The 17,078-nt window shown below is 69.7% G+C and carries 17 protein-coding genes and 1 pseudogene; 7 read left to right on the top strand and 11 right to left on the bottom strand.

Annotated features, from left to right (window positions below):
* From B0293_RS07815 to B0293_RS07830, 4 genes and pseudogenes are all read right to left on the bottom strand, one after another.
* Positions 1 to 830 (bottom strand): annotated as a pseudogene (locus B0293_RS07815) (hypothetical protein); the annotation flags it as partial.
* 105 nt (positions 831 to 935) lie between these two features.
* Positions 936 to 1,925: a Ppx/GppA phosphatase family protein gene (locus B0293_RS07820; protein WP_005167070.1), complete on the bottom strand. Its 990-nt coding sequence runs from the start codon at positions 1,923 to 1,925 to the stop codon at positions 936 to 938.
* An 81-nt stretch (positions 1,926 to 2,006) separates the two neighbouring features.
* A complete protein-coding gene (locus B0293_RS07825; protein ID WP_005167072.1) occupies positions 2,007 to 2,696 on the bottom strand; it encodes a response regulator transcription factor in 690 nt (229 codons plus the stop codon).
* Positions 2,693 to 3,925, bottom strand: coding sequence for a sensor histidine kinase (locus tag B0293_RS07830; protein ID WP_005167074.1), 1,233 nt, complete (start codon positions 3,923 to 3,925; stop codon positions 2,693 to 2,695). Before B0293_RS07830 ends, B0293_RS07825 begins: the two co-directional genes overlap by 4 nt.
* Before the next feature lie 293 nt (positions 3,926 to 4,218).
* Here B0293_RS07830 and B0293_RS07835 point away from each other — a divergent pair, with 293 nt between their 5' ends.
* Both B0293_RS07835 and B0293_RS07840 read left to right on the top strand, forming a co-directional pair.
* On the top strand, positions 4,219 to 4,866 hold the full coding sequence (locus B0293_RS07835; RefSeq protein ID WP_005167076.1) for a hypothetical protein: 648 nt from the start codon (positions 4,219 to 4,221) through the stop codon (positions 4,864 to 4,866).
* A complete protein-coding gene (locus tag B0293_RS07840; protein ID WP_005167077.1) occupies positions 4,863 to 5,780 on the top strand; it encodes a hypothetical protein in 918 nt (305 codons plus the stop codon). The genes B0293_RS07835 and B0293_RS07840 overlap by 4 nt, the downstream gene beginning before the upstream one ends.
* A gap of 86 nt (positions 5,781 to 5,866) precedes the next feature.
* On the opposite strand, the gene B0293_RS07845 is transcribed toward B0293_RS07840, so the two are convergent.
* From B0293_RS07845 to B0293_RS07875, 7 genes are all read right to left on the bottom strand, one after another.
* A complete protein-coding gene (locus tag B0293_RS07845; protein ID WP_039919756.1) occupies positions 5,867 to 6,616 on the bottom strand; it encodes a phosphoglyceromutase in 750 nt (249 codons plus the stop codon).
* Positions 6,617 to 7,052: 436 nt separating this feature from the next.
* The gene (locus B0293_RS07850) at positions 7,053 to 7,982 is read right to left on the bottom strand and encodes a DUF4349 domain-containing protein (RefSeq protein ID WP_039919757.1); all 930 of its coding nucleotides are present in this window, start codon (positions 7,980 to 7,982) and stop codon (positions 7,053 to 7,055) included.
* Positions 7,983 to 8,050: 68 nt separating this feature from the next.
* Complete coding sequence (locus B0293_RS07855; protein WP_005167082.1) at positions 8,051 to 8,566, bottom strand: type III secretion system chaperone family protein; 516 nt, start codon at positions 8,564 to 8,566, stop codon at positions 8,051 to 8,053.
* Positions 8,563 to 9,867 carry a D-inositol-3-phosphate glycosyltransferase gene (gene mshA, locus B0293_RS07860; RefSeq protein WP_077241268.1) on the bottom strand — a complete coding sequence of 435 codons (1,305 nt, stop codon included), beginning with the start codon at positions 9,865 to 9,867 and terminating at the stop codon, positions 8,563 to 8,565. Before mshA ends, B0293_RS07855 begins: the two co-directional genes overlap by 4 nt.
* Before the next feature lie 21 nt (positions 9,868 to 9,888).
* Positions 9,889 to 10,701: an alpha/beta fold hydrolase gene (locus B0293_RS07865; protein ID WP_005167085.1), complete on the bottom strand. Its 813-nt coding sequence runs from the start codon at positions 10,699 to 10,701 to the stop codon at positions 9,889 to 9,891.
* A 297-nt stretch (positions 10,702 to 10,998) separates the two neighbouring features.
* Positions 10,999 to 12,177 (bottom strand): L,D-transpeptidase, encoded by a 1,179-nt coding sequence (locus tag B0293_RS07870; protein WP_005167087.1) that lies wholly within the window; start codon positions 12,175 to 12,177, stop codon positions 10,999 to 11,001.
* A 214-nt stretch (positions 12,178 to 12,391) separates the two neighbouring features.
* Positions 12,392 to 13,456 carry a UDP-N-acetylmuramate dehydrogenase gene (locus B0293_RS07875; protein ID WP_005163609.1) on the bottom strand — a complete coding sequence of 355 codons (1,065 nt, stop codon included), beginning with the start codon at positions 13,454 to 13,456 and terminating at the stop codon, positions 12,392 to 12,394.
* 26 nt (positions 13,457 to 13,482) lie between these two features.
* Between B0293_RS07875 and B0293_RS07880 the strand changes: the two genes are divergently transcribed.
* The 5 genes from B0293_RS07880 (at position 13,483) to B0293_RS07900 (ending at position 17,010) form a co-directional block, all read left to right on the top strand.
* The gene (locus B0293_RS07880; RefSeq protein WP_005163596.1) at positions 13,483 to 13,980 is read left to right on the top strand and encodes a DUF2505 domain-containing protein; all 498 of its coding nucleotides are present in this window, start codon (positions 13,483 to 13,485) and stop codon (positions 13,978 to 13,980) included.
* Entirely contained in the window at positions 13,962 to 14,777 is an 816-nt protein-coding gene (locus tag B0293_RS07885) for a hypothetical protein (RefSeq protein WP_005163593.1), read from the top strand. Before B0293_RS07880 ends, B0293_RS07885 begins: the two co-directional genes overlap by 19 nt.
* Before the next feature lie 66 nt (positions 14,778 to 14,843).
* Positions 14,844 to 15,503, top strand: coding sequence for a DedA family protein (locus tag B0293_RS07890; protein ID WP_005163591.1), 660 nt, complete (start codon positions 14,844 to 14,846; stop codon positions 15,501 to 15,503).
* The gene (gene purU, locus B0293_RS07895) at positions 15,481 to 16,365 is read left to right on the top strand and encodes a formyltetrahydrofolate deformylase (RefSeq protein ID WP_209437331.1); all 885 of its coding nucleotides are present in this window, start codon (positions 15,481 to 15,483) and stop codon (positions 16,363 to 16,365) included. The genes B0293_RS07890 and purU overlap by 23 nt, the downstream gene beginning before the upstream one ends.
* Before the next feature lie 15 nt (positions 16,366 to 16,380).
* Complete coding sequence (locus tag B0293_RS07900; protein ID WP_005163586.1) at positions 16,381 to 17,010, top strand: pyridoxamine 5'-phosphate oxidase family protein; 630 nt, start codon at positions 16,381 to 16,383, stop codon at positions 17,008 to 17,010.
* Positions 17,011 to 17,078: the final 68 nt, after the last annotated feature.

Here is a 17,078-nt window from a genome sequence, read left to right on the forward strand (position 1 = left end):
GCCGCCGGACGACGGCGGCGCGCCGGCTGCGCGGGCGGGGTCTGGAACGCGCCGCTGGCCATCGGGCCGGGCTGGTCCTGGACGTCGTCCGGCTCGGCGTCGAGGCCGTCGAGCCTCGCCGACAGTCCCGCGGACGGCGGTCCGGCGGGCGGTTCGGGGCGACGGCGGACAGGCGGTACCGCGCCGCGGGTCTCTTCCGGGCCCGCGGGCCGCGGACGGCCACGAGGTGGCAAGCCCTCGGAATCCGGCGGGCGCTGCTGATAGCCGGACTGCTCCTGTGGCGGCGTCGGCCGCACGAACTGACCGGACTGCTGAGGCGGCTGCGGCGGACGCTGCTGGTAACCGCTCTGCTCCTGCGGCGGAGCAGGCCGGGCGAACTGACCGGACTGTTGAGGCGGCTGCGGCGGACGCTGCTGATAGCCGCTCTGCTCCTGCGGCGGGGCGGGCGGGCGCACCGGCGGCGTCTGCCGGGTCGGGGTCGCGGCGTTCGGCGGCACCGGCATGGGCGCGGAGTCCTGCGGCGGCGGGACCGGGCGAGCGCCGGTGTCCTGCGGCGGAAGCGGACGCGCGCCGGAGTCCTGGGGGCGCGAACGGCGCGGAGGACGGTTGGGCGGCGGCGGGGTGTCGCCGGACACCCGGTCGATGATCGCCTGCGGCGCGGTGTCGCTCACCGACGGCGCGCGACGGCCACGGGTGGGCTCGGGAGCCTCGTCCTCGTCGTCGGCTGCGCGGCGTCGCCTGCGGCGCCCGCCTTCGGGCTGGGCTCCGTGCTGCGCGAGCAGCTCCGCCACGGTCTTCTGTGGCTGGCCGCTCTCTGTCTCGTCCGTCATACCGTGCTGTCCAATGCGCGCTCCAGCCGTTGCGAACCGGCACGCGACGGGGCATCGGCGGCGTCGCGCGCGCTATCCACCGTCATCCGCATTTCCGTCACCTCTTCACCGTGCCCGTTCTCTGTCGACTAAGTCCAGTCGGGCGCTGCCGCCCACAGTCTCGTCCGCACCGTTCGAATGGTCCAGCCGTCGAAGGATGACACCTTCTCGCAGCGCCCACGGACAGATCTCCAGTTCTTCCAGGGAAAGCGCCCGCATGGTGGCTTGTGCGACGAGCGCGCCGGCCACCAGCTGATGCGACCTGCTCGCGCTGACCCCCTCGAGTTGTGCCAGGTCCTGGGCGGTCATCCGGGAGATGAACGCGATGAGCTGGCGCAACGCGGTGTCGGTCAGGGTACGGCGCACATGCGGCCCGCTGGCCGACGGCGCCGCTCCGGTCAACCGGGCGAGTGACCGGAAGGTCTTCGACGTCGCCACGACACGATCGGGTTCACCCATATTGGCGACCTTCTTCGCGAGCGGGGCGAGTTGCTCTTCGAGCCACGCCGAAGTGGCGATGAGCTCAGAGCGGGTCGGCGGGTCGTGGTGGAACCGCGTCCGGGTGGTCCGGCCCGCCCCGAGGGGGAGAGACTCGGCCAGATCCGGCTCCTCGTCGCGGCCCATCGCGACCTCCAGCGAGCCGCCACCGATGTCGAGCACGAGCAGTTTTCCCGCCGACCAGCCGAACCAGCGGCGGACGGCGAGGAAGGTGAGCCGGGACTCGTCGATCCCGGAAAGCACCTTCAGTTCGACGCCGGTCTGCTCGTGGACCTTCGCCAGCACCTTCGGGGCGTTCTTGGCTTCGCGGACCGCGGAGGTGGCGAACGCCATGACCTCTTCGCAGCCGAGCCTGGCCGCCGCCGCTTTGGCCGATTCGACCGCGCGCACGAGGCTGTCCGCGCCCGCGCGGCTCAGGTCACCGGTGCGGGTGATCTGCTCCGCTAGCCGGAGGACGGCCTTTTCGGAATGCATCGGGGTCGGGTGGGCGCCACGGTGGGCGTCGACCACGAGCAGGTGGACGGTGTTGGAACCGACGTCGAGTACCCCTAGGCGCACGAGCGTCTACGGTACCCGCCCCTGCGTCAGGTCACGAAACCGTAACCGTGATCTGTATCGCAGGGGCGGGTACCGGACCTGTCACGTCTCGAACTTGTAGCCCAGCCCACGCACGGTGACCAGGTGCCGCGGCGATCCCGGATCCGGTTCGATCTTCGACCGCAGGCGCTTCACGTGGACGTCCAGCGTCTTGGTGTCGCCGACGTAGTCCGCGCCCCACACCCGGTCGATGAGCTGCCCGCGGGTGAGCACGCGGCCCACGTTGCGCAGCAGGTACTCGAGCAGGTCGAACTCCTTCAGCGGCAAGGAGACCTCCTGGCCGTCGACGGTCACCACGTGCCGCTCGACGTCCATCCGCACCGGCCCGGCGGTCAGCACCAGGGGCGCCAGATCGCCTTCGGAGCCCGGCTCGCCGCCGCGGCGCAGCACCGCCCGCACGCGCGCGATGAGCTCGCGGGCGGAGTACGGCTTGGTGACGTAGTCGTCGGCGCCGAGTTCCAGTCCGACGACCTTGTCGATCTCGCTGTCGCGCGCGGTCACCATGATCACCGGCACCGCGGAACGCTGCCGGAGCTGCTTGCAGACGTCGGTGCCGCTCATGCCGGGGAGCATGAGGTCGAGCAGGACGATGTCGGCGCCGTTGCGGTCGAACTCCTCGAGCGCCTGCTGCCCCGTCACGGCGACGGCGGCGGTGAAGCCCTCTTTGCGGAGCAAGAACGCGAGCGGGTCGGCGAACGACTCTTCGTCCTCGACGATGAGAACCCTCGTCACAGGTTTCCTCCATGGTCGGGGCTTTCTTGCCCTGTTGCCACGAGACGGGGTGTCCGCTCGGGGGTCTTCTCCGGCCGGGATACCGGCGGAGCCTGTTTCACGGTCGCGGCCGGCTCGGCACCGATGTGCGCGGGGATCCGCAGCGTGAACGTCGATCCGGTGCCCGGACGGCTCCAGAGGCCGACCGAACCACCGTGGTTGGCGGCCACGTGCTTGACGATCGCCAGCCCCAGGCCGGTGCCGCCGGTCGCCCGCGACCGCGCCTTGTCCGAGCGGAAGAACCGCTCGAAGACGCGCTGCTGCTCGTCCTCGGCGATGCCGATGCCGCGGTCGGTCACCGCGATCTCGACCTTGCCGTCCACCAGCCGCCTGCTGATCGACACCGGGCTGCCCGCCGGCGAGTACGCGACGGCGTTCTCCAGCAGGTTCGACAGCGCGGTGACCATCAGCGTCCGGTCGCCCTCGATGAGCAGCCCGCTGGCCGCGTCGGTGGTGATGGTGATCTCGGCGGATTCCGCCGACAGCGTCGTCCGGCCGAGCGCCTCGCGGACGACGGCGTCGACCTCGACGACGTTCAGGTCCGGCAGCCGCTCGGCGCCCTGCAGCCGCGACAGCGCGATCAGCTCGGTGACGAGCTGGCCGAGCCGGGTCGATTCGCGGAGGATCTTGCCGCCGAACCGGCGGACCTCCTCGACGTCCTCCGCGGCGTCGAGGACGGCCTCGGTGAGCAGCGCGATCGCGCCCACCGGCGTCTTCAGTTCGTGGCTGACGTTCGCGACGAAGTCCCGCCGGACGGCTTCGAGGCGGATCGCCTCGGAGTGGTCGACGGCCTCGACCACGGTGAACCCGTCGCCGAGCGGCCGCACCTCGCCGAGGACGGCTTCGGGCTGACGGCCTCGCGCCTCCAGCGGGGAGAGGTCGATCTCCATCGGTTCGTCGGTCTCGACCACCTGCTCGGCGGCCTTGCGGGCTCGCGGATCGGCCTGGTTGACCTTCACCAGCCCCAGCTCGTAGGCGCGGGGGTTGTGCAGGACCATGTCACCGAACTTGTTGAGGACGACGACCCCGTTGTTGCTGGATCGCACGAGACGTTCGAGCAGTTCGGCGACGGTCGGGCCGGTCGGGCGCCGCTCCTCGCGGCGGGCGCGGCCCCTCGCGATCAGGAAGCCGACGACCACACCGACGATCAGTCCGCCGATGGCCAGGGCGAGTGCAACAGGCGTGGTCACAGGGGAATCGTAAGCGCGTGGGTAGCCTTTTGGCCTAGTCCCGGCCGCGTACTCGTGATGCCTATGACACCTGGGAGCGGGCTGTTCGCCTACCGGCCAGGCGCCGTTCACACGACCGATCCCTGGCCGAGATCTCCTGGGTGAGGCGGGTCACCCGGAATGGGGACCTCCGGCGACGGCTCGTGCCCGGATCGCGACTTTCGTCGTGACTATCCGGGCAGTGATCGTCCCACTCACGGGCGAATAGCGACGTTCCCGTCACGGCTTCCGGGGAATGTTGGAAGACTGTCGCCGTGGAACTCGCCAGTGACATCTCCCTGATTCGCGGAGAAGCAGAGCTGTTCGACCGGACGGCTCATCTGTTCGTCGCGGCGACCGACATCGCGTGCGCGGCCGACGACCTCTACACCTGGGCGCTTTCCCGGCCGTCGCTGACGCGGCAGGGCGAACGGCTGATCGACGACAAGCGGATCCGCAAGCTCTACCGCCCCGGCGTCCTGCTCGACGAGCGGACCGCGCAGCATCTGCACCGCCTTTCCGGCCTCGGCGCGCAGATCCGGATCGGCACCGAGGAGATCAACGAGACGATCCTGCTCGACGAGCGGGTCGCGATCATGGCGGGTGACGAGGGCAAGGAGGTGCGCTCGTACAGCGTCATCTCGCGCCCGGAGCTGGTGCAGGGCATCCTGTCGCTGTTCGAAACCGCCTGGCTGGCGGCCACCACCCTGGAGACGTTCGACGCGCGCTTCGCCGACATCCGGCAGGAGACACCGCAGATGCTCGAGTTCCTCACCACCGGCTGCAAGGACGACAAGGCCGCGAAGAGCCTCGGCATGGGTGTGCGCACCTATCAGCGGCGGGTCTCGGAACTGCTGGTCGCGCTCGGTGTGACGTCGCGGCTCCAGGTCGACGCGCGGGCCAGGGAGCTCGGCCTCCTGTGAAGCGCTGGGCGGGATTCGTGGTGCTGCTCGCGCTCGCGGGCTGCACCGCCACGGTCTCCGGCACCGCCCGGCCCGAACCGGAAACCCCGCCCTCGAACCTCGCACTGGTGAATCCCGCGCGGACCGCGTCGGTCCTGACCGCGGTGAAGACGGCCACCGAAGCGGTGTTCTCCTACGACAGCACCGCCGCGCCCGCCTACGACAAGGCACTCGCCGACAACGTGTCACCAGCGGCGCGCGAGGAACTGACGAAGCTGTTCGCCGAGATCCGGAACTCGCCGGAACCGATCAAATTGGTCACCCGGGTGATCGTGTCGGCCGCCGTCGAGCAGACGGCGGACAAGGCACAGGTGCTGACCGTGCTCGACCAGAGCAGCACCAGGGCGGGCGCCACCACCAAGGGCATGGCGTCGGTGCTGCTCACGACGGCGCGCGAGGGCGAACGCTGGCGGATCGGCGAGATCAAGGTGAACCCGGCCGGAGCCGGGGTCCCGGCGGAGAAACCGGGCGCGGGAGACCGGGTGATCGCGCGGGTGCGGGACTCCGCCCGAGACGGTGCTCTACGCGCCGCTGAGGCCCTGCTGAACGTGAACCCGGCCGACCCCGAAGGTACTTACGCCCGCTACGAGTCCGTGTCGACCGGACAACTGCTGACCCAGTTCCAGCAGGACAAGGCGGCGCGGCTGGACCGGATCCGGACCGGGGGCGCGAAATCGGCGCTGGCGCCGAACCCCGCCGCCGCGGTGATGGAGATCGTGGACGACAAGGCGAGTGTGCTGCTGTACGCGGCGACGGACGTCACGGACGCGGCCGGGCAGGCGTCGAAGAAGTATCTGCCGCTCGTCCTGCGTCTCCAGCGCCTGCCCGAGGGCTGGAAGGCGGCCGGCATCGAGTCGGTCCAGCCCCTGCCGTAATTCTGTCGCGCGCTGACGCAATTCGTCCTCTGAACGCGGTGGTTCGAGGGCGAACTACCGCATCCAGAGGACGAAACGCGTGAGGTCTAGCGGCCCTGGTTGGCGACGGCGGCCGCGGCTTCCTTGGCGGCCTCCGGGTCCAGGTAGGTCCCGCCGGCGGTGACCGGCTTGAGGTCTTCGGTGAGGTCGTAGCGCAGCGGGATGCCGGTCGGGATGTTGAGCCCGGCGATGGCGTCGTCGGAGATGCCGTCGAGGTGCTTCACCAGCGCCCGCAGCGAGTTGCCGTGCGCGGCGACCAGCACGGTCTTGCCCGCGCGCAGGTCCGGCACGATCTCGGTCTCCCAGTACGGCAGCAGCCGTGCGACGACGTCCTTGAGGCATTCGGTCAGCGGGGCGGCGTCGCCGAGGTCGGCGTAGCGCGCGTCGCCGGACTGGCTGAACTCGTCGGCCGGGTCGATCGGGGGCGGAGGGGTGTCGTAGGAGCGGCGCCAGAGCATGAACTGCTCCTCGCCGAACTCGTCCAGGGTCTGCTTCTTGTTCTTGCCCTGGAGCGCGCCGTAGTGCCGCTCGTTGAGGCGCCAGTCGCGCTTCACCGGGATCCAGTGCCGGTCGGCGGCGTCGAGCGCCAGGTTGGCGGTCGAGATCGCGCGACGCATCAGCGACGTGTGGACGACGTCCGGCAGCAGACCGGACTCCGCGAGCAACTGCCCGCCCTTGCGCGCCTCCTGCTCGCCCTGGTCGGACAGCGGCACGTCCACCCAGCCGGTGAACAGGTTTTCGGCGTTCCAGGTGCTCTGCCCGTGACGCAGCAGCACCAGAGTCCCAAGCTCAGCCATGTGCTTCAGCCTGCCAGAGTGGACGGAAGCGCCGGTCAGAGGGCCGAGATTGCCCCGTCTTCTACGGAGAGTGCGTTACCCATGGGTAACACCTTCACCCGTCCAGAAGACAGGGTGTCAACAACTGCGAATCCCCGGAAAACAGGCTGCACTCCGTTATCCCGGTTTTCAAAGTTCACTCGAACAGAGTAACCGGTAGTCTTGTGATTACAGGTGGAGATCTGACAGGTTGGCTTAGTCCCGCGCGGCCGGATTCCACGCACTCCCCGGCTCGACGCGGGTGACGACCGCGACTCGTCTCCCCCCTGCCGAGTCGCGGCGCCCGCCGGCCCCGTTGGCATCCCCCTCGTCACCGGGTCCACCTTGGCGGGAACTTCAGCGGGGCGGCTCGAGATCGCGACTCCCCCCTCCCTCGAGCCGTCCCGCCTGTTCATCTTCAGTCCAGCGGAGGCGCGGACGGCAGTTCAGAGGCGGTCGCCATCGCCGGTTCCGCCGGACGGCGCCGCTTGCGCAGCCACCAGATCACCGCGGCCGCGGGAACGCCGAAGACCAGCAGGAAGGGCGCCATCGCGCCGATCACGGTCAGCAGGCCGCCACCGAAGGTCAGGAACGCGTCCCAGCCATTGGCCAGGCCACCGAAGAACCCGTTGCGGGATTCCTCCTCCGCCACGACCGTCTCCGCCTTCACCTGCAAGGAGATCGTCGACATGGCGACACTTCCGGCCAGGCTTTCCCGCCGCTTCTGCAGCGACTCGAGTTCGGCCTCTCGGCTCGTCAGCTCGCTCTCCACGGAGGCGATCTCCGAAACCGACGTCGCCCTCGCGAGCAGGGCGCGGATGCGCTCGACGCTCGCCCGCTGGGTGGCCAGTCGCGAGTCGATGTCGACCATCTGCTCGGTCACGTCCGTCGCGGTGACCTCGCGCCGGACCTGCTTCCCGAGCTTCCCCAGCTGGTCCAGCACGCCGTCGAGGCGTTCGGAGGGCACGACGACGTTGACCGACGCCCGCTTCTCCTGGGTGCTCTCCTGCCCGGTGTAGCCCGCGGCGCCCTGTGTGATGACGCGGACCTGCGAGATCACGTCGGCGACGTTCGGCGCGGTGAGTTCCAGGCTCGCCGTGCGGACCAGCTTGCGGTCGGTGATCCCCGGCTGCCCGGCAGGCGCCGGCGCCTTGTCCGAGCCCGTCCGGCCCGCGCTGTCGCCGCTCTCCGCGCTTCCCTTGTTCGGCGCGCCCTGATTCGGCGCGGCCTGTTTTCCATCGGCCGTCATCGGCATCGCGGCCGATTCGCCGCCGGACTCGCTCGCCGAGCAGCCCGCCAGTGCCAGCGCGACACCGACGACGGCCACCCATCTCAATCGCTTGAACATCGAAACCTTCTCCCTCCAGTGCTGCGGAGAGAGACGGAGGCGCGCTCAGCGCGGTTGCACCATCCGGGTCACGAGTCGGTCAAGGCTCCGGGTTCGTGCCCGTTCGAAGGCTCGACGAGATGTTTGAACGCCGCCAGGTTCGCCAGCGACTCTCCACGCGAGACCCGCCAGTCCCATTCGCGTTTGATCGACTCGGCGAACCCGAGTTCCAGGAGCGTGTTGAAATCGCCGTCGGCGGCTTCCAGCACCTGCCCGAGGATCTTGTCCAATTCGGCTTCGGTCACCGTGTCCAGGCCGAATTTTCCGACCAGGTAGATGTCGCCCATCGCGTCCACCGTGTAGTGCACGCCGTACAGCTTCGCGTTACGGCGCAACAGAAATCGGTAAACGTCCTCATGGGACTCATCGGGACGGCGGCAGACGAACGCTTCGACGGCGAAGGCGTGATCCCCGGCGACCAGCCAGCAATTGGTCTGGAGTTTCTTGGTACCGGGCAACGTGACGAAGTACTTTCCCTCGCCGCGCCTGTCATACTCCAGACCTGCACTGTCCAAAGAGGACCGCAGGGTCTCGTCGAGCGTCAAACCGCCACCTCCGCGCGCTGTTCGAGGGCGCGCCGGAACGCGCCGGTCGCCTGAGCGTACGTGTCCAGCAAGCGATCCGTCGTCCGGCGCCAAGAGAAGCGTCGCGCGTGGACGACGGCGTTGGCCGAGAGCTCGGCGCGCCAACCGGGCCGCAACGAGACGTTCGCGAGCGCGCCCGCCCAGTCCTTCGGATCGTGCGAAGGCACCAGCAGCCCGGAAACACCGTGCGGGACGGCGACCGGCAGCCCGCCGACCTCGGCTGCGATCACCGGCGTCCCGCAGGCCTGCGCTTCGAGCGCCACCAGCCCGAACGACTCGTTGTAACTCGGCACGGCGACGACGTCGGCGGCGCGGTAGACGTTGACCAGCGAACGGCCCGGCTGGGGCGGCATGAACCGGGTCTGCTCCTCGATCCCGAGGGAGACGGCCAGCTCGCGCAGGGCCTGCGGCTGCTCCAGCCCGGTCCCGGACGGGCCGCCGACGATCAGCACGACCAGCCGCGACGCCAGTTCCGGCCGCTCGCGCAGCATCTCGGCCGCGGCCAGCAGGAGGACGTCCGGCGCCTTCAACGGCTGGATCCGGCCCGCGAAGGCCAGCACGATCGCGTCCCGCGGCAGGCCCAGCGCCCTGCGCGCGTCCGAGCGCGAGCCCGGAGTGAAGCGGTCGAGGTCGACCCCGGGCGGGATGGCGTGCACGGCGTGCGGATCGGCGTCGTACAGCTCGATCAGCTCACGGGCCTCGACGCGGGTGTTCGCGACCAGGCAGTCCGCCTCGTCGACGACCTGCTGCTCGCCGATCACGCGGGTGCGCGGCTCGGGGGTGTCACCCTCGGCCAGCGCGGCGTTCTTGACCTTGGCCAGGGTGTGCGCGGTGTGCACCAGCGGCACGCCCCAGCGGTCGCGGGCGAGCCAGCCCGCCTGCCCGGAGAGCCAGTAGTGCGAATGGATGAGGTCGTAGTAGCCCGGCTCGTGGAACGCCTCGGCCCGCAGCACCCCGGCGGTGAACGCGCACAGCTGCGCCGGCAGCTCGTCGCGTCCCAGCGGCTCGAACGGCCCGGCCGGGATGTGCCGGACGAGCACTCCGGGCGCCAGTTCGGCGACCGGGGGCTGGTCCGAGGACGTCGCCCGCGTGAACACCTCGACCTCGACGCCCCGGCGGGCCATCTCGGTGGCCGTTTGGCTCACGTAGACGTTCATCCCGCCGGCGTCGCCGGTACCCGGCTGTTCCAGCGGAGAGGTGTGCAAGGACAGCACTGCGACGCGCCTGGGCGCGGCATCGAACCCGTGCAGAGGGATCGTCACCTGGTCAACACTCCCGAAGTCCTACTGATCGGCGAATCCGCGCAGCAGATCACCGAACTCATCCGCTGCTTCGGCGAACGGCAGATGCCCCACCTCAGGTAGCCAACGCAGAACGGCACCCGGAATCTTCCCGGCCGCGTATTCCGCCGACGTCGGATCGATCACAGCGTCCGCGAGACCATGGACGATCAGCGCCGGTTTGTCCAGATCGCGAAGAACGTCCTCGCTCCCGACGTCGCGGCGGAACAACGCGGAGCGCACCGCGGGCGGGGTCGACAGGCAGGCGCCGAGCAGCGACTGGGCGAGTGTCCCGGACACCGGGGCGGCGGTCATCCGCTCGCTGAACCGCACCAACGCCGGAATCGCGACCGCGGGATCGTCCGAAAGCACCGCCGGGATGGCCTCGCGCATGGCGGGGCCGACCTTGCCGCCGGGCCGGTTCTTGCCTATTTCCGTGATCGCGCCCACCAGCACGACCCCACCGAGCCGTGCGGAACCGTGCACGCGGAGGTAATCCGCGATGACCATGCCGCCGTAGGACCAGCCGACGACGATCGCGTCGTCACCGGCGAAGTCGAGGACCGAGGCGAGATCTTCGGCCCAGACGCGCGGGTCGTCGTACCCGGCCGAGGGCACCTCGGAGTCACCGTGTCCGCGCAGGTCCATCGCGACCAGGCGGAACCGCTCGCTCAGCGAGGGGTCCGCCAGCTGCGGCGCCCACGCCCGGGCCGACTGGGCCCAGCCGTGCACGAACACGATCGGACGGGTGTTCTCGGCGCCCTCGACCCGCAAACCGATGCGGGTCCCGCCGTAGCCGACGACCTCGGTCTTCATGCCTGCACTTTATGGGCTGTCGCGTGGTGACCCCTACCCGCCGGAAGTCCGCTATCGCCGCACTCGCCTCGCGTGCACCGAGCAGTCACAGCGGTGCGCTTGAAGGGGGAGGTCCGATGGGGACGTTGTGAAAGCCACTTTCGCAACGCTGAAGGTTGCGAAAGTGGCTTTCACAACACCTCCAGCGAGGCCAGGTACCCGCCCGCAGCGGCCGTCGACTCGCAGAGGTTCACCTGCCGTGAAGGCCTCCTTCCCTACCCTGAAGGTAGGCAAGGAGGCCTTCACGGACAGGGACGGCTACTTGATCGCCGACAGGGCCTTCCAGGACTTCCAGTCGTAGAACCAGTTCTTGACGTCCGATTTGGTCGGACTGCCCAGTTTGGACCCGGTGATCTCGACCGGGTCGCCGATCAGCGCCGAGTCGAAGTACTTCTTGGCGTCCGCTTCAAGCAGGTTCACGCAGCCGTGCGAGGTGTTGGACCGGCCGATGTTCGACGCGTTGTCCTGGTTCTCGTGGATGTACTCGCCGTTGTTCGAGATCCGGCAGGCCCACTTCTTGTTGACGTTGGTGTAGCCGTAGCGCGCGTTGTCGAACCGCGCCGTCGGCTCCTTCGTCATCACGATGAACGTGCCGTTGGGGGTGTTCCGCTGGACGTCGCCGTCGAGCCCGTTCGAGCACGGGTAGCTCGCCGACTCGGCACCGCCGCGGTAGACCTTCATCGTGTGGTCCGGGGTGTTGACCTTGACCACCTGGTTGCGGCCGATCTTGAACTTGGTGGTGACGTCGGCCTTGCCGTACGCGCCGCCGCCGAGCGCGACGCCGTAGAGCTTCGCCTCGACGTTGACCGTGATGTTGGCGGGCCAGTATTCCTTGGGCCGCCAGTCGACCTGGGTGTCCGACAGCCAGCCCCAGGAGCCTTCGACGTCCTTGTCGGTCTTGACCTTGAGCGCCTTCTCGGCGGCTGCCTTGTCCTTGACCGGGGACGCGAACTTCACGCTGATCGGCATCGCGACGCCGACCTCGGCGTCGTCGGCCGGGTTCAGCGTGGCGCGGACCTCCTTGGCGGGCTTGAGCGTGGTGAAGGAGCCCTTGAACTCGGCGGGCTTGTTGTCGCTGCCGGTGGCCTTCGCGGCGTACGTGTACGTCTTGCCGTAGCCGAGGACCTCGGAGCTGGTCCAGGTGAGGCCGTCCGCGGACAGCTCGCCCTTGACGTCCTTGCCGCCGTCGCCGGTGACCTTGACCTCGGTGAGCTTGCCGTCGGCGACCTTCACCACGATCGGGGTCACCACGGGGGCGTCCTTGGCGTCGGCGGCGGGTTCGGCGGTGATCTTGGCTACCGGCGCGGCTTCCTGCTCCCCGCCACCGCTGCTGCCCTCCGGCTTGGCGTTGCCGCCTTCTTCGCTGGAGCAGGCGGCGGCCAGCATGGCCGCACCCGCGGCGAGCGCGGCCTTGAACACCGTGCGCCGTTCGATCACCGTGTACCTCCCATGAAGATCCCCGCCCCCGCGCGAGTCATTACCCGCTCAGCGCTGGGGACCTCTCCGACGTTACCCGCGGCGACGGATCTCACCCTCGCCCCTCGGAGTGATAGACGCACGGGACCTGCCCAGGGTTGTTCACGACTTTCCGGCGGATCGCGTTTAGCCCGCTAAACGCGATCGCGTTTAGCGGGCTAAACGCGATCCGGCCCTAGAGCGAGCAGTTGATGAGCAGGGGCTCCGGGTGCAGTGAAACTCCGAAGCGGGCCTCGACGCCGTCGCGCACTTCGCGCGCCAGAGCGAGCAAGTCCTCCGTCGACGCCTTACCCCGGTTGGTGAGCGCGAGCGTGTGCTTCGTCGACAGCGAGACCCGGCCGCCGGGCCCTTCGTGGCCCTTGCCGAACCCCGCCCGCTCGATCAGCCACGCGGCGGACAGCTTCGTGCCGCCGGGCGCCGGGTACTGCGGCACGCGCACGTCCTCGCCGACGACGTCGACGATCCCGGCCAGCACCTTCGCCAGCCGAGCCTCCCCGATGATCGGATTGGTGAAGAACGAACCCGCGCTCCACGTGTCGTGGTCGTCCGCGTCCAGGACCATGCCTTTGCCGCGACGCAGCCCGAGGACCGCTTCGCGTGCTTCGGCCGCCGGGACCCGGTCGCCGATCTCGACGCCGAGCGTGCGGGCGAGTTCGGCGTAGCGGATCGGGGCCGAGAGGCCGTCTTCGGTGACCTTGAAGCGCACTGTGAGCACCACTCCCGCATCGGTCCCCTTCAGGATCGACGTGCGGTAGCCGAAGCCGAGTTCTTCGGCGGTCAGCGTGCGGGTCTCGCGGGCGGCGCGGTCGTAGAGGTCGACCGAGACCAGGGACTCGGCCACCTCGCAGCCGTACGCGCCGACGTTCTGGATCGGCGTCGCGCCGACGGAACCGGGGATCCCGGAGAGGCATTCGAGCCCGCCGACGCCGTCGGCGACCAGCTCCGCGACGAACTCGTCCCAGTTCTGTCCCGCGGCGACCTCGACGAGATCTCCGTCACGGGTCCAGCCGGTGTTGCCGACCTTCAGCACCGCGCCCTCGAAGCCGCCGTCGGAGACGACCAGGTTCGAGCCGCCGCCGAGCAGCAGGATCGGCTCGGCCGCGTCGTCGGCTTCGCGGACCGCGTCGACCAGGGCCTGCACGGTCTTCGCCTCGGCATAACGCCGCGCCGGGCCGCCGAGGCGCAGCGTGGTGTGGTCGGCGAGGGCGGCGTGCTGGGTGGGAGTTTCGGCAGTGCTCACGCCCGTGAACGGTACTGTCTGGCGCCATGGCCTCCCGTATCGAGCACCGCTCAGCGTTCTCCGCAGACCTCGCGACCACGTTCGACGCGGTCGCCGGCGAGCCGGCGCTGCGGGCGAGGCTGGAGCAGATCGGCGGCGACGACGCGGAGCTGCTGGAGTACGTCCCGGACGGGGACGGCGTGCGCTACAAGCTGCGTCAGGGCATCAGCTCGGACAAGCTCCCGTCGGCCGTGCGGACCCTGCACCGGGGCGACCTGATCGTCGAGCGCGAGCAGACCTGGAAGGCCACCGGAGCGGGATACACCGGCACGGCGACCGCGTCGGTGTCGGGCGTGCCCGGCGAAATCACCGCGAAGACGTCGCTGACCGACGAAGGCGAGCGGACGACGCTGGTGAACAGCGGCACGGTCAAGGTGCGGATCCCGTTCGTCGGCGGGAAGCTGGAGACCGTGATCGCCGAACAGGTCACCAAACTGCTGGAGCGCGAGGCGGAATTCGTCGCGAAGTGGCTGGCCGAGCGCTGAAGCCGGTCGGGGCACCGACACGCGGGACGACCAACCCGAACCGGCTGCGCCGCGTCGACCGGTGGCTCGCGAGCGACGCGGGCGTGACGCGGCTGCTGCGCCGCGCGGACGAACCGCTGGTGGTCGACCTCGGTTACGGCGCCTCACCGGTGACCACCGTGGAGATGGCGCGATGGCTGCGGTCCGTCCGCCGCGACGTCCGGGTGCTGGGCCTGGAAATCGACGCCGAACGCGTCGCCGTCGCGCAAGCGTGCGTCGACAAGCCGTGGCTGGACTTCCGCCGCGGCGGCTTCGAGCTCGCCGGGACCCGGCCGACGCTGGTGCGCGCGTTCAACGTGCTTCGGCAGTACGACGAGGCCGAGGTCCCGGGCGCCTGGTCGCTGATGCTGGACGCGATGGCGCCGGGCGGGCTCCTGGTCGAAGGGACCTGCGACGAGATCGGACGGCTGAGCACCTGGGTCGCGGTCGGGCACGACGGACCGCGCACGCTCACCCTGTCGGTCCATCTGGCCAGCCTGGAACGTCCGTCCACAGTGGCCGAACGCCTGCCCAAGGCCCTCATTCACCGCAACGTCCCCGGCGAACGGGTCCACGAACTACTGTCCGCTCTGGACGTCTGCTGGGCGACGGCGGCGCCGCACCAGAACTTCGGCGTCCGCGCCCGCTGGACGCACACCGTGCACCTGCTCACCGGACGGGGCTGGCCGGTGCTGAACCGGCCGTCGCGCTGGCGGCTCGGCGAGCTGACCGTGCCCTGGTCCGCCGTCGCGCCGAGTGACCGCGGACTGGTCCCTTAGCGGGAATTCACCGGTAGCACCCCACTCCGTCACCCCGAAGCGACCTGCGGTGATCACCATGGAGCCGTGGAACTGCTGGAGTACGTCACCGAACTGCTTCGGGGCACCCTGGGATCACCCTGGCTGTGGGTGATCGTGTTCCTCGTGTCCGGGTTGGACGCGCTCCTGCCGTTCATGCCGAGCGAGACGACGGTCATCACCGTCGCCGTCCTGATCGGCCCGGACTTCCCGCAGCTGGCGCTGCTCGCGCTGGTCTCCGCGCTCGGGGCCTGGCTTGGCGACTGCCTCGGCTACACCGTCGGCGCCGCGGCGGGCCCGCGGGCGCTCGCCCGCCTGCAACGCGGTCCGGACGGGGTCCGGCGCTACGAATGGGCGAAGATCCAGGTGCGGCGCAACGCCGTCCTGCTGATCCTCGCCGCCCGCTACCTGCCCGGCGGCCGGGTCGCGAGCGGCCTCGCCAACGGCAGTCTCGGCTACCCGCCGCGCAAGTTCGTCCTGCTCGACGCCCTCGGCGCCGGCATCTGGGCGGTGTACAGCGTCCTGATCGGGCTCATCGGCGGAGCGACCTTCGCGGACGAACCGGAGAAGGGCCTTCTGCTGTCCTTCGCGATCGGCCTGCTGCTGGTCGCGGCGATCGAGATCGGGCGTCGGGTCCGTGTCCGCATCCTGACCCGACGCCGCGCGGCGGCCGAGACCAGCGACAATGGTCTCTGTGTCGAACCCTGAACGTCGCTATGTGATCTCCTTCGGCTGCCCCGACCGCACCGGCATCATCGCCCGGATCTCGGGTTTCCTCGCCGAACACGGCGGCTGGATCGTCGAAGCGGCGTATCACACGGACCCCGACACCGGCTGGTTCTTCACCCGCCAGGTCGTCCGCGCCGACTCGCTCCCGTTCGACGCCACCGAACTCCGCACGCGCTTCGCCGAGGTCGCGAAGTCGCTTTCGGCCGAGTCGAGCTGGCAGGTCAGCGACACGGGTGAGCGACGTCGCGCCGTGATCCTCGTCTCCAAGGCCGGGCACTGCCTCTACGACCTCCTCGGCCGGGTCGCGTCCGGGGAACTGGACGTCGACGTCGCCGCCGTCATCGGCAACCACGCTTCGCTGGGCGACATCACCCGCGCCCACGGCATCCCGTTCCACCACGTCCCGTTCCCCGCCGGCGACGCCGCCGCCAAGGCGTCCGCCTTCGCCGAGGTGCGGAAACTGGTCGACGAGCACGACCCGCACGCCGTCGTCCTGGCCCGGTTCATGCAGGTCCTGCCCGCGGAACTGTGCGAAGCCTGGGCCGGGCGGGCGCTCAACATCCACCACAGCTTCCTGCCGTCGTTCGTCGGCGCGCGGCCGTACCACCAGGCCCACGCGCGCGGGGTGAAGCTCATCGGCGCGACCTGCCACTACGTCACCGCCGACCTCGACGCGGGCCCGATCGTCGACCAGGACGTCATCCGCGTCGACCACGGCGACTCGGTCGACGACATGGTCCGCAAGGGCCGCGACATCGAGAAGGTGACGCTGGCGCGCGGGCTGCGGTGGCACCTGGAGGGCCGCGTGCTGGTGCACGGTAACCGAACTGTCGTCTTCTGATGATTCACTGAGGTCATGGGGACTTCAGAGATCAAAACGATCGAGACGCTCGATGCGCTGCGTGAGCACCTGGGCCACCCGGCCGAGCGGACGCGGGGGAAGATCATCCCCTTCATCGACCAGCACGCGCGCACGCTGATCGAACACTCGCCGTTCTACCTGCTGGCGACGGCGTCGTCCGACGGCACCTGCGACGTCTCCCCGCGCGGCGACCCGGCGGGTTCGGTGAAGGTGCTCGACGACAACACCCTGGTGCTGGCGGACCGGCCGGGCAACAAGCTGCTCGACAGCCAGACCAACATCATCGAGAACCCGCACGCCGGACTGCTGTTCATCGTGCCGGGCATGAACGAGACGCTGCGGATCAACGGCCGCGCGAAACTGGTCGCCGACGCGCCGTTCTTCGACGACCTCGTGGTCAAGGGCAAGCGGCCCGCGCTGGCGATCCTGGTCGAGGTCGAAGAGCTGTACATGCACTGCGCCAAGGCTTTCCTGCGGTCCTCGCTGTGGAAGCCGGACACCTGGCCGGAGCGCTCCAGCCTGCCGACCGCGGGCCAGATCTTCCGGGACCAGATGAAGCTGGACGTCACGGCGGAGGCGCTCGACGCCGCCCTGACCGAAGGCGCCCTCACGACCCAGTACTGAGGCTGAAGGACGCTTTCTCCGCATCGGACGCGGCGAAGGGCGCTTTCCTCGCAGGGGATGCGGGGAAA

The organism is Amycolatopsis azurea DSM 43854, from assembly GCF_001995215.1.
Taxonomy (GTDB): Bacteria; Actinomycetota; Actinomycetes; order Mycobacteriales; family Pseudonocardiaceae; genus Amycolatopsis; species Amycolatopsis azurea.

What these genes read in the sequence shown, in the direction of transcription:
- B0293_RS07865 (WP_005167085.1), bottom strand. Translation starts at nt 10,701, where the DNA reads ATGAAGACCGAGGTCGTCGGCTACGGCGGGACCCGCATCGGTTTGCGG.
- B0293_RS07845 (WP_039919756.1), bottom strand. Translation starts at nt 6,616, where the DNA reads ATGGCTGAGCTTGGGACTCTGGTGCTGCTGCGTCACGGGCAGAGCACC.
- B0293_RS07900 (WP_005163586.1), top strand. Translation starts at nt 16,381, where the DNA reads ATGGGGACTTCAGAGATCAAAACGATCGAGACGCTCGATGCGCTGCGT.
- B0293_RS07880 (WP_005163596.1), top strand. Translation starts at nt 13,483, where the DNA reads ATGGCCTCCCGTATCGAGCACCGCTCAGCGTTCTCCGCAGACCTCGCG.
- purU (WP_209437331.1), top strand. Translation starts at nt 15,481, where the DNA reads ATGGTCTCTGTGTCGAACCCTGAACGTCGCTATGTGATCTCCTTCGGC.
- B0293_RS07850 (WP_039919757.1), bottom strand. Translation starts at nt 7,982, where the DNA reads ATGTTCAAGCGATTGAGATGGGTGGCCGTCGTCGGTGTCGCGCTGGCA.